The 11,399-nt window shown below is 72.9% G+C and carries 9 protein-coding genes; 4 read left to right on the top strand and 5 right to left on the bottom strand.

Going from position 1 to position 11,399, the window contains the following annotated elements; translation table 11 throughout:
- Positions 1-64: 64 nt before the first annotated feature.
- The 3 genes from H9652_RS04775 to H9652_RS04765 all read right to left on the bottom strand — a co-directional run bounded on the left by H9652_RS04775 (position 65) and on the right by H9652_RS04765 (position 3,543).
- Positions 65-1,417, bottom strand: coding sequence for a class II 3-deoxy-7-phosphoheptulonate synthase (locus H9652_RS04775; protein WP_191795175.1), 1,353 nt, complete (start codon positions 1,415-1,417; stop codon positions 65-67).
- Positions 1,418-1,424: 7 nt separating this feature from the next.
- Positions 1,425-2,663 (bottom strand): pyrophosphate--fructose-6-phosphate 1-phosphotransferase, encoded by a 1,239-nt coding sequence (locus tag H9652_RS04770; RefSeq protein WP_191795173.1) that lies wholly within the window; start codon positions 2,661-2,663, stop codon positions 1,425-1,427.
- 88 nt (positions 2,664-2,751) lie between these two features.
- Positions 2,752-3,543: a lysophospholipid acyltransferase family protein gene (locus H9652_RS04765; RefSeq protein ID WP_225227740.1), complete on the bottom strand. Its 792-nt coding sequence runs from the start codon at positions 3,541-3,543 to the stop codon at positions 2,752-2,754.
- 60 nt (positions 3,544-3,603) lie between these two features.
- On the opposite strand from H9652_RS04765, the gene H9652_RS04760 reads away from it, so the two are divergent.
- Entirely contained in the window at positions 3,604-4,164 is a 561-nt protein-coding gene (locus H9652_RS04760) for a hypothetical protein (RefSeq protein ID WP_191795171.1), read from the top strand.
- Between the two features lie 147 nt (positions 4,165-4,311).
- Here H9652_RS04760 and H9652_RS04755 read toward each other — a convergent pair whose 3' ends face one another.
- Positions 4,312-5,259: an ROK family glucokinase gene (locus H9652_RS04755; protein WP_191795169.1), complete on the bottom strand. Its 948-nt coding sequence runs from the start codon at positions 5,257-5,259 to the stop codon at positions 4,312-4,314.
- A 261-nt stretch (positions 5,260-5,520) separates the two neighbouring features.
- On the opposite strand from H9652_RS04755, the gene H9652_RS04750 reads away from it, so the two are divergent.
- Positions 5,521-7,332, top strand: coding sequence for an AMP-dependent synthetase/ligase (locus H9652_RS04750; protein WP_191795167.1), 1,812 nt, complete (start codon positions 5,521-5,523; stop codon positions 7,330-7,332).
- 135 nt (positions 7,333-7,467) lie between these two features.
- On the opposite strand, the gene H9652_RS04745 is transcribed toward H9652_RS04750, so the two are convergent.
- Positions 7,468-9,129 carry an NYN domain-containing protein gene (locus H9652_RS04745; protein ID WP_191795165.1) on the bottom strand — a complete coding sequence of 554 codons (1,662 nt, stop codon included), beginning with the start codon at positions 9,127-9,129 and terminating at the stop codon, positions 7,468-7,470.
- A 115-nt stretch (positions 9,130-9,244) separates the two neighbouring features.
- Between H9652_RS04745 and H9652_RS04740 the strand changes: the two genes are divergently transcribed.
- On the top strand, positions 9,245-11,095 hold the full coding sequence (locus H9652_RS04740; protein ID WP_191795163.1) for a DEDD exonuclease domain-containing protein: 1,851 nt from the start codon (positions 9,245-9,247) through the stop codon (positions 11,093-11,095).
- Positions 11,089-11,370 (top strand): Lrp/AsnC family transcriptional regulator, encoded by a 282-nt coding sequence (locus tag H9652_RS04735; RefSeq protein WP_138824253.1) that lies wholly within the window; start codon positions 11,089-11,091, stop codon positions 11,368-11,370. The genes H9652_RS04740 and H9652_RS04735 overlap by 7 nt, the downstream gene beginning before the upstream one ends.
- Positions 11,371-11,399: the final 29 nt, after the last annotated feature.

The raw sequence follows: 11,399 nt of genomic DNA, 5'->3' as shown, positions 1-11,399 counted from the left end.
CACCCGCAGGTGCGCCGCCGTCGGGCTGCGTGGGGTCGGGCCGGGCCCGCGGGCGGGCGACGGCTCAGCGGGCCTGGAGCATCTCCGCGACCTGGAACGCCATCTCGAGCGACTGCTGGTGGTTCAGGCGCGGGTCCACGAGGGTCTCGTAGCGCAGGGCCAGGCCCGCGTCGTCGATCTCCTCGCTGCCACCCAGCACCTCGGTCACGTCGTCACCGGTGAGCTCGACGTGCAGGCCCCCTGGCACCGTGCCCAGCGCGCGGTGGACCTCGAAGAAGCCCCGGACCTCGTCCAGGACGTCCTCGAGCCGGCGCGTCTTGTAGCCGCTGTCGGACGTGATGGTGTTGCCGTGCATGGGGTCCGTGACCCAGGTGACGGGTGCGCCGGACTCCCGCACGGCCTCCACGAGCGCGGGCAGCGCGTCACGGATCTTGCCCGCCCCCATGCGCGTGATGAACGTCAGCCGACCGGGGACGGCGTCCGGGTTGAGCTTGTCGATGAGGCGCAGCGCGTCGTCGGGAGCCGTGGTCGGGCCGAGCTTGACCCCGATCGGGTTGGCCACGCGCGACAGGAAGTCGACGTGCGCGCCGTCGAGCTGGCGCGTGCGCTCCCCGATCCACAGGAAGTGGCCCGAGGTGTCGTAGGCGTCGCCCGAGCGCGAGTCGATGCGCGTGAGCGAACGCTCGTAGTCGAGGATGAGCGCCTCGTGGCTCACGAAGAACTCCACGGTGCGCAGCGCGTCGAAGTCGACGCCGCAGGCCTTCATGAAGCGGATCGCGCGGTCGATCTCCGCCGCCGTGCTCTCGTAGCGCGCGTAGGCCGGGTTCCGCATGAAGCCGCGGTTCCACTCGTGCACCTGGCGCAGGTCGGCGAACCCGCCGCCCGTGAACGCGCGCACCACGTTGAGGGTGGCCGACGAGATCCGGTACGCCTGCATCAGGCGCTCGGGGTCCGGGACCCGGTCCTCGGGCGTGAACGCGTGACCGTTGACCATGTCGCCCCGGTACGCGGGCAGCGTCACGCCGTCGCGCGTCTCGTCGTTCGAGCTGCGCGGCTTGGCGTACTGCCCTGCGAGCCGCCCCATCTTCACGACGGGCATGCTCGCGCCGTGCGTGAGGATCACGGCCATCTGCAGGATGGTGCGCACCTTGTTGCGGATGCGCAGGGCGTTCGCGTCCGCGAACGTCTCGGCGCAGTCGCCGCCCTGCAGGAGGAAGGCCTCGCCCCGGCCCGCGGCGGCGAGCCGCGAGCGCAGGGTGTCGGCCTCGGTGGGGACCACGAGCGGCGCGGAGGCCGCGAGCCGCGCGGACACGTCCGCGAGGGCCGCGGCGTCGGGCCACGTGGGTTGCTGCTGCGCGACGAGGGAACGGAATGCGTCCAGTCCCTGGCTGATCTCCGCGCCGGTCGTGGTCGCCATCAGCGGATCAGTGCTCCGCGGGTGCAGCCGGCACGAGCGGCTGGCCGATCTCGTCCAGCAGCTCGCCGAACCACTGCTGCGAGACGTCGAACGCCTTGCCACCGGCGATGCGCGGGAACTCGATCGCGCGCAGGCGGTCGCCGTTCTCCTCGTCGTGCCCGATCACGCCCGACTCGCCCTTGAACGCGCAGTCGACCGCGAGGTCCGTCATCGACTTGATGAGGCGCAGGTCCTCGGCGTTCGCAGCAGCGGCGCGCGAGTAGTAGCCCGACTTCTGGACCATGGTCTTCTCGGCGCCCAGCTTCTCCGCGAACTGCTTGGCGAACCAGGCACCCGGGTTGATGGTGTCGAGCTTGACGTGGCCGAACGGGTCGCGCTCGACCGTCTCGCCCGACGCCTCGAGCTGCGCGACGATCTCGTTCATGCCGGCGCCCTCGGACAGGAAGATGTTGACGTTGCCGACCTCGTCCATGACGGTGCGCAGGCGCGCGGCCTCGGCCTCGATGTCGAGCGCGAGCTCGGGCACGAACACCGCGTGGATGTCCCAGCGTTCCTTGGTCAGGCCGATGCCCGGGACCCACTCCTGCGTGTCGAGCCACTTGCGGTACTCGGCGGCCGAGGCGGCGGTCAGCCAGCCGCAGTGGCGGCCCATGACCTCGTGCACGATCAGCATGCGCGGACCGGAGCGGTGCTCACCGATGATGTTGCGCGCGAACCCGGCGGCCTCCTCGGCGGCGGTCCACGCACCGAGGGACTGACGGATCGGGATCACGTCGTTGTCGATCGTCTTGGGCAGGCCCACGACCGTGAGCTCGTAGTCGTTCTCGTGGAGGTAGGCCGCGAGGTCTGCCGCCGTGGTGTTCGTGTCGTCGCCACCAATCGTGTGCAGGACGTCGACGCCGTCGGCCTTGAGCTGCTCGGCCGCGACCTGCAGCGGGTCCTGGCCCTCCTGGACGAGGCCGCGCTTGACGCAGTCCTTCGCGTTGGTGAGCTTGACGCGCGAGTTGCCGATCGGCGAGCCGCCGAAGCGGTGCAGGACGCCCGCCTTCTTGCGGGTCTCCGCGTCCACGACGATCTTGGTGCCGGTCAGCAGGCCGTGGTAGCCGTGCTGGTAGGCGATGATCTCGACCTCGGGGGCGAGCTCGGTGTAGCGCTCGATCAGGCCACCGACGGCGGAGGACAGGCACGGGGCGAAACCACCGGCCGTCAGGAGTGCGACGCGACGGACCTGCCGACGATCAGACATAGCAAAGGAGCCTCTCGTTGAAGGATGCCGCCGTGCCTGCGTCGCTCGACGCTGGGGATCACCCGGGGCAGCGGGACGGCCTGCTCCCTCAGTCTACTGACGGTGCGGGCTCCTCCTGCGGCGGTTCCGGAACCTGGACGTCCGGGACCGGCCTGCCACCGGGAGCCGCGGGTGAGGCCGGAGGTGTGGTAGCGGCGGGGCCGGTGGCGAGGCGCGCCTTGGCCGTCGCGGCGTAGATGTCGACGTACTCCTGGCCCGACAGGCTCATGATCGCGTACATGATCTCGTCCGCGACCGAGCGCAGGATGAAGCGGTCGTTCTCCATGCCCTTGTAGCGGCTGAAGTCGAGCGGCTCGCCGATCACGATCCCGATGCGCATGGGCTTGGGGATGACCTTGCCGATGGGCTGGGCGATGTTGGTGCCGATCATCGCGACGGGGACCACGGGCGCGCCGGACTCGAGCGCGAGCCGCGCGACGCCCGTCTTGCCGCGGTACAGACGCCCGTCAGGGCTCCGGGTGCCTTCCGGGTAGATCCCGAACAGCTCGCCGTCGCCGAGGACCCTCAGGCCCGTGGTGAGCGCCGCCTCGCTGGCCTTGCCGCCTGCTCGGTCCACCGGGATGGTCCCCACGCCGCGCATGAAGCCGGCCGTCAGGCGCCCTTTGATCCCCTTGCCCGTGAAGTAGTCGGACTTGCCGAGGAACTGCACCTTGCGGTTCAGCACGAGAGGAAGGATGAACGAGTCGATGACCGCGAGGTGGTTGCTCGCGAGGATCGCGCCGCCCTCGTCGGGCACGTTCTCGACGCCGCGCGTCCACGGACGGTAGAGCAGCCGGAGCAGGGGGCCGACCATCACCTGCTTCATGAACCAGTAGAACAACGTTCCTCCTTGGTGGCCCTCGCGAACACGAGGCGCTCTTCCGACTCTAGAGTGAACCCCATGGCCGCACCGAATGCAGGACCGCAGGGTGAGAACGACGGGAAGGACGACGCGATCGACCCGACCGACCCCGGATCGACCGACGCATCGAGCACGCCCCACGACGACCTTCCCGACGTCGAGGCCCGCTGGGCCGACATCGTCGCGGACCTCTCCGACGTGTCCGCGGCCGCGGAGAGCGCCGCCGGCACCGACCGCCCGACGTCCGCCGGCCCGCGCGACCTGCACGAGACCTTCCCCGTCGCGCCCTGGGTCCAGGCCCCGGGCCCCCGGGACTGGCCGACGACGCCCGAGGTCGAGGACCTCGAGGACGCCGAGAGCCACTTCACTCCCCCGGATCCCGAGATCGGCATGGGACGCGACCCGCTCATGACCATGGCCTGGGGCCTGGTCGCGGGCATCCCGGTCCTCCTGCTCGTCGGCATGGTCGTGCTCCGGCCCTTCCCGACGATCGTCGCGCAGGTCGCGGGCGGGCTGTTCCTCGCAGGGCTGGCCGTGCTGCTCTGGCGCATGCCGCACCGCCGCGAGGACGACCACGCGGGACCGGGCGCCGTCGTCTGAGGGCGCGCTGCGCCGTCGGGCCCGGGCCGTGGCCGGCGCGGGCGCCACGCTGCACCCTGCCCGACGGCGGTGCTCCCCGGGGAGCGCCTGCTCCCCCGCGCGCGACGCGGCCCCGGCCTCACGCGGAAGCCGGGGCCGTGCAGGTCACTAGCTGCGGGCGAGGTCGGCCGCGCCGACGATGCCGGCCTCGTTGCCCTGCTGGGCGAGGTCGATCTGCGCCTCGGGGCGGTGGCCGCGTGCCGAGAGCTGGTCCGCGAAGGCCTTGCGGACCGGCTGGAGCAGCAGGTCGCCCGCCGCACCCACGCCCCCGCCGATGACGATGAGCTCGGGGTCGAGCAGCGCCGTGACCGACGCGGCCCCCTCGCCGATCCAGCGGCCCAGGGTCGCGAGCAGCTCGATCGCGAGCTCGTCGCCCGCCTGCGCGGCCTGCGTGATCTGGGGACCGTTGAGCTTGGACGGGTCGCCGCCCGCGAGCTCGAGGAGGGCGCCGGCACGGTCGGGCTGGGCGATGAGCGCGGCCTGGCCGTCGCGCACGAGAGCGCTCCCGGAGGCGTACTGCTCCCAGCAGCCCTCGTGGCCGCAGCCGCAGTAGTGACCGCCGGGCACGACGCGCATGTGGCCGACCTCGGCCGCCACGCCCCAGCGCCCGCGTACGAGCTTGCGGTCGACGATGATCGCGCCGCCCAGCCCCGTGCCGACCGTGAGCATGAGCATGTCGGTGGCGTCGCGGCCCGCGCCGAACGCGAACTCGGCCCAGCCCGCCGCGTTGGCGTCGTTCTCGACGACGATCTTGACGTCGTCGTCGCCGATGAGCGTGCGGACCTTGTCGGCCAGCGGGTACTCGCGCCACGCGATGTTGGGGGCGAAGAGGACAGACGAGCGGTCAGGGCTCACGAAGCCGGCCGCGGCCAGGCCCATGGCCTCGACCTGGAACTCCTTGGACAGCTCCGCGTAGACGTCCGCGACCGCCGCGTCGATGCTCGCGACGTCGTCGGGCTCGGTGTCGCGACGCGTCTGCGCAAGGATCGTGCCGTTCTCGTCGACCACACCCGCGGCGATCTTCGTTCCGCCGATGTCGACTCCGATGGCATGCATGTCAGGTCCTCACTCACGTAGCGGTCTGGAACTCCCGATGAGAACACCAGCCGGTAACGGTTGTGCACCGCCTCGGCATCGGTTCTGCGTACGTCCGTCGGCTCCGAAGTCCGGTCGCTCCCGGTCTTCGCCCAGGTACGGCCTGAAATCTTGCGCAACAGCGCACAGCACCATGAAGAGTACCGACTCGGAGGCGGTCAACGACACTTGCGACCTGTGGGTACTGTTCTCACACCGTCGACTTCTGCCACTGGAGCCAGCATGGACGAGTTCAGCGCACCGCGCATCATCGATGTCGATCCTCTCGACAACCTCAACGACCTCTTCGCGACCCGCGTCGCCGCCGGGCCAGACCTCCCCATGATCGAGGTCAAGAGCGGGCCGGGCGCCCCCTGGAAGACCCTCTCGGCACGGGAGGTCGACACCGACGTCGTCTCCGTCGCCAAGGGCCTCGTCGCACTGGGCATCGAGCCCGGCGACCACGTCGGCATCATGTCCCGCACCCGCTACGAGTGGACGCTGCTCGACTGGGCCGCGTGGGCCGCGGGAGCCGTGCCCGTGCCGTTGTACGAGACCTCGAGCGCCGAGCAGGTCCAGTGGATCCTCTCGGACGCGGCGGTCAAGCTGCTCGTCGTCGAGTCCGCCGCGAACGCCGCGACCGTCGCCGAGGTCCGCGAGCAGGCCCCCGAGCTCCGCGACGTGTTCGTGATCGACGACGGCGGGATCGCCGCGCTCAAGGCGGCGGGCAAGGACGTCAGCGACGACGAGATCGCCCGCCGCCGCGGCCTCGCGAACCTCACCGACGTCGCGACCATCATCTACACCTCGGGCACCACCGGCCGTCCCAAGGGGGCCGAGCTCACGCACGAGAACTTCTACTCGCTGACCGTCAACGCCGTCGAGGCGCTGCCCGAGGTCTTCGCCGAGGCCAACGGCCGGACGCTGCTCTTCATGCCGCTCGCGCACGTGTTCGCGCGCTTCATCGGCGTGCTCGTCGTCGCGGGCGGCACGGTGCTCGGCCACACCCCGGACACCAAGACCCTCCTCGAGGACCTGGGCGAGTTCAAGCCGACGTACATCCTCTCGGTGCCCCGCGTGTTCGAGAAGGTCTACAACTCCTCGGAGCAGAAGGCCGCCGCGGGCGGCAAGGTCAAGATCTTCCACTGGGCCGCCGCGACCGCGATCGCCTGGTCCCGTGCGCTCGACGACCCCAAGGGGCCGGGTCTCGGCCTCAAGGTCCAGCACAAGGTCGCCGACGCGCTCGTCTACAAGAAGCTGCGCGCGGCGCTCGGTGGCCAGACCAAGTGGGCCGTCTCGGGCGGCGCACCGCTCGGCGAGCGCCTTGGCCACTTCTACCGCGGCATCGGCGTGCGCATCCTCGAGGGCTACGGCCTGACCGAGTCCACGGCCCCGACGTCGGTCAACCGCCCCACGGCGACCAAGATCGGGACGGTCGGGCCCCAGCTCCCCGGCTGCGGCGCGAAGATCGCGGAGGACGGCGAGATCCTCCTCCAGGGACACCACGTCTTCCGTGGCTACCACAACAACCCGCAGGCCACGGCCGACGCGTTCGTCGACGGCTGGTTCCGCACGGGCGACCTGGGCTCGCTCGACGAGGACGGCTTCCTGCGCATCACCGGGCGCAAGAAGGAGATCATCGTGACCGCGGGCGGCAAGAACGTCGCCCCGGCCGTGCTCGAGGACCGCATCCGCGCGCACGCGCTCGTGAGCCAGTGCGTGGTCGTCGGCGACGGCCAACCGTTCATCGGCGCTCTCGTGACGCTCGACCCCGAGGGCCTGCCAGGCTGGCTCGCGATGCACGGCAAGGAGCCCATGAGCGTCGACGCCGCCGCGCTCGACGTGGACGTCCTCGCGGCGCTCGACACCGCGGTGGACCGCGCCAACAAGGCCGTCTCGCGCGCCGAGTCGATCCGCAAGTTCACCATCCTGGCGACGGACTTCACGGTCGAGAACGGCTACCTGACGCCGTCGCTCAAGGTCAAGCGCAACGTCGTCCTCAAGGACTTCTCGGTCGAGGTCGACGCGATCTACTCGGGCGTGCCTGCGCAGTGACCTGACGCGACCTGAGACGCCGGAACGACGGGCACGACGGCCGGTCCCCCACCAGGGGGCCGGCCGTCGTCGCCTCTCGACCCGCCCGCCGAGGGTGACGCACCCGCCCGCCGAGGGTGACGACCCGCCGACTCGTCAGAGCCGCGCGAGCCGCCCGACGAGGGCCGGCGAGCCGATGGCGACCGCCCCCATGGCCTGGACGTCGTCGGCCACCTCGCGGTCGCTCGTGACGACCGCCACGGGCCGTCCCTCGGGCTCCGCGGCGACCAGGCGCCGGATCAGGTGGTCGGCGATCTCCCCCGACGAGAACAGGACCCGCACCCCGCGCGTGCTCGCGGGCGGCATGTGCCCCAGCTCCTGGCCGTCGAAGCAGCACGTGACCTCGGCGCCCGTGCGCGACGCGATGCGCACGAGCCCGTCGACGAGGCGGCGCCTCTGCTGCGCGAGCGTGAGCGTGCCGAAGCCTGTCTTGCTGACGTTGTACCCGTCGACGATCAGGTGCATCTGGGGCACGGCGAGCACGTCGTCGAGCAGCGCCGGGTCGTCGCCTGCGCGACCGCGCGAGCCCGGTCGCGTCGTGCCGCCCGTGCCGTGACCTGCGGCGTCGACCTCGACGGGTGCCACGGTGTCGCCCGGCCGCAGCGTGGTCGGCGGGATCCCGAGCTCCCGGCGGAGACCCACCGCCGCGTCGACGACCGTCTCCAGCAGCAGTCGCGCCCGCGCGTTGGCGAGCTCGGCCCCGGTGTGCGTGAGGGTGCGCGCCTCGTCGCGGGCAGCGTGGGCGCGTTCGAGCGCGACCGCGGCCTCGCGCCGCTCGGCGGCGGCCTGGGTGGCGAGCGCCTCGGCGGCCTGCGTCCGCGCGTCGGCCTCCGCGCGGGCCGCGCGCGCCTCGGAACGGGCCCGGTCGGCGTCCGATCGCAGCTTGCGCTCGGTGCGGCGCAGGCTCGCGACCTCGGCACGGGCCTCCTCGAGCGCGGCGCGGTCGGCGGCCGCGGCCAGCCTGGCCGCGTCGAGCTCGGCAAGGGCCTTGTCGCGCTCGATGACGGCCCGTCCGGCCTCCTGGGCCCGGCGCTGCTCCTGCTCGCGCTCCTGGGTGTCCTGGAGCGCTCGGTCGAGGTGGGCCACCCAGTCGTCCGGACGCAGCAGGAACGCGCCGACGGCCAGGTCCACGGCGCGCCCCGCCCTGTCGGGGACGGCCTGGGCCACGGGGGCAGCTCCCCCGTCCTGCCCGACGGCGCCGCTCCCCTCGGGGGCGGACGTGCGGTCGGGTGCGGGGCCGGGCGCCGGAGGGGGCACCTCGCGCACGGTCGGCGTCGCGCTCGCCGGCTCCGTGGGGGCGGCCAGGGGCTCGGCCACCACGTCGACGGAGACGGCGCCCGAGCCGGGGGCCCTCTCGTCGTCGCCCGGCCCGTCCGACGCGCCGGGGCCGGTCGTCGCGGTGGTCGCGGCGCCGTCGGGCACGAGCTCGCGCGCCTCCCGCGGGTGCGCGGTGCTCCACGTGGCCGCGACCGCGGACCGGAACGACGGGCTCGTCTCGAGCGCCTGCCAGAGCGGGACCGCGCCGGACGCGGCGCGCCGACGCGGCGCGAACGTCCTGACGCGGCGCAGCGCCGCCGGGACCGTCGCGGGGTCCCACGCGCCGAGGGTGCGCGCGGCCAGCTCGAGGAGCTGGGTGCGGACCTCGGGCGGGACGGGCGGACGTGCGACGTCACCCTCGGGAGACGACCCCGCGGACGCACCCGGGATCTCGGCCGAGCGCGGCGCAGCGTCCTTGTTGTCCCGACTCGTCCCATCCATGGGTCAACACTACGGGCGAACGGGGCGTCGGGTCCTGACGGCGCGGCGCGGGCGTGCGCCACGTCCCGCACGGCCGCCACCGACCGTGTCGGTGCCCCCGGGTACGTTCGGGCCCATGCCGTCCCCGACCGCCGCAGCCTCGGCCGCTCCCCCGCAGCTCTCGGTCCGTTCGTTCACCCCCGACGCCATCCCCGGGAGCATGCCCGTCCAGCTCGGCCTCGACGAGCTGGGCACCCCGTTGCAGGACGTCACGTTCGTCGTGGTCGACCTCGAGACGACCGGGGGCTCGCCCGCCTCGGCGGGCATCACCGAGATCGGCGCCGTCAAGGTCCGCGGAGGCGAGGTCCTCGGCGAGTTCCAGACCCTCGTCAACCCCGGCACGCCCGTCCCGGCGTTCATCGCCCGCCTGACCGGGATCAGCACCGCGATGGTCGCGACCGCACCCCGGATCGAGGCCGTGCTGCCCTCGTTCCTCGAGTTCTCCCGGGGTGCGGTCCTGGTCGCGCACAACGCGCCGTTCGACATCGGGTTCCTCAAGGCGGCCGCGCGCGGCGCGGGCTACGACTGGCCCGGCAACCAGGTCCTCGACACGGTCCCCCTCGCCCGGCGCGTCGTGACGCGCGACGAGGCCCCCAACCACAAGCTCTCGACGCTCGCCGCGCTCTTCCACGCGGCCGTGACCCCCGAGCACCGGGCGCTGGCCGACGCGCGCGCCACGGTCGACGTCCTGCACGCGCTGCTCGAACGGCTCGCCCCGTTCGGCATCACGCACCTCGAGGACCTCGCGACCGCGACCGACCCGGTCCCGCCCGACGTGCGGCGCAAGCGCACCCTCGCCGACGGCCTCCCGGACGCACCGGGCGTCTACCTGTTCCGCGGTCCGGGCGAGGAGGTCCTCTACGTGGGGACGTCGACCTCGATCCGCCGCCGGGTCCGCAGCTACTTCACGGCCGCCGAGAAGCGCAGCCGCATGACCGAGATGGTGCGCATCGCGCACGCCGTCACGCCCGTCGTGTGCGCGACCGTGCTCGAGGCCCAGGTCCGCGAGCTGCGGCTCATCGCCGAGCACTCGCCCCGCTACAACCGTCGCTCCAAGTTCCCCGAGCGCATGAGCTGGGTGCGCCTGACGCGCGAGCACCACCCGCGGCTCTCGATCGTCCAGGACGTCAAGCCCGACGCCGCGCACATCGGCCCCTACTCGTCGCGCAGACAGGCCCAGCAGGCGATCGACGCGATGCACGACGCGCTGCCCCTGCGCCAGTGCACGCCGCGCCTGCCGCTGCTGCCCGCCCCGGGGGCCAGCGCGTGCGCCCTCGCCGAGATGGGGCGGTGCGGGGCGCCCTGCACGACGACGCAGGAACCGGACGGATACCCCGCCGTCGTAGGGCGCGCACGGCGGACGCTGCTCGCGGACCCGAGCGACGTCGTCGACCCCCTGACCGCGCGGATCGCCGCGCTCGCCGCCGACGAACGCTACGAGCAGGCCGCCGAGGTCACCGCGCGCCTCGAGGCGTTCCTGCTCGGGGCCGGCCGCGCGCAACGGCTCGGGCCGCTCGCGGAGTGCGCCGAGCTCGTCGCCGCCAAGCCCCTCGAGCGGGGCGGGTGGGAGATCGTCGTCGTGCGGCACGCGCGCCTCGCGGCGACCGGGGTCTCGGCGCCGGGTGCCGACCCCTGGCCGACCATCGAGGCGCTCGTCGCGACGGCCGAGGACGTCGCGCCGCCCGTCGCCCCTGCACCCGCGTGCCACCCGCACGAGGCCGAGCTCGTCCTCGGCTGGCTGGAGCAGCCCGGCGTCCGGCTGGTCGACGTGACCCACCCGCTCGCCTGGCCCGTCCGCTCCGCACGCGCCTTCGCGGACCGCGACCGCACCGCGCAGCGCGTCGCCCAGCACGTCGAGGCTAGATTGGACCCCGGCTCGTCGAACGACGGGCCCCGCGCCTCGGACCCGACGGAGGACCCATGCTGACCGCGATCGTGCTGATCGACACCGAACCGAACCTCATCCCCGAGGTGGCCTCGCAGGTCGCCTCGCTCCGCGGTGTCAGCGAGGTCTACTCGGTCACCGGGAAGGCCGACCTCGTGGCCATGGTCCGCGTCAAGGAGCACGACGACCTGGCCGACGTGATCGCCGACCGCGTCAGCAAGATCGAGGGCGTGCTGCGCACCGAGACCTTCATCGCGTTCCGCGCGTACTCCGACGTCGACCTCGAGCAGGCGTTCGCCCTGGGGCTCGACGACTGACCCACGCACGAGGGCGGGGTGCGGACGGC

It is taken from the genome of Oerskovia rustica (assembly GCF_014836555.1).
Classification (GTDB): Bacteria; Actinomycetota; Actinomycetes; order Actinomycetales; family Cellulomonadaceae; genus Oerskovia; species Oerskovia rustica.
The sequence above is the reverse complement of the archived record's forward strand: the minus strand, read 5'-3'. Positions and strand labels throughout refer to the sequence as shown.

Excerpts from the sequence above, each read along its gene's own strand:
- H9652_RS04775 (WP_191795175.1), bottom strand. The coding sequence starts at position 1,417 with ATGGCGACCACGACCGGCGCGGAGATCAGCCAGGGACTGGACGCATTC.
- H9652_RS04770 (WP_191795173.1), bottom strand. The coding sequence starts at position 2,663 with ATGTCTGATCGTCGGCAGGTCCGTCGCGTCGCACTCCTGACGGCCGGT.
- H9652_RS04760 (WP_191795171.1), top strand. The coding sequence starts at position 3,604 with ATGGCCGCACCGAATGCAGGACCGCAGGGTGAGAACGACGGGAAGGAC.
- H9652_RS04755 (WP_191795169.1), bottom strand. The coding sequence starts at position 5,259 with ATGCATGCCATCGGAGTCGACATCGGCGGAACGAAGATCGCCGCGGGT.
- H9652_RS04750 (WP_191795167.1), top strand. The coding sequence starts at position 5,521 with ATGGACGAGTTCAGCGCACCGCGCATCATCGATGTCGATCCTCTCGAC.
- H9652_RS04745 (WP_191795165.1), bottom strand. The coding sequence starts at position 9,129 with ATGGATGGGACGAGTCGGGACAACAAGGACGCTGCGCCGCGCTCGGCC.
- H9652_RS04740 (WP_191795163.1), top strand. The coding sequence starts at position 9,245 with ATGCCGTCCCCGACCGCCGCAGCCTCGGCCGCTCCCCCGCAGCTCTCG.
- H9652_RS04735 (WP_138824253.1), top strand. The coding sequence starts at position 11,089 with ATGCTGACCGCGATCGTGCTGATCGACACCGAACCGAACCTCATCCCC.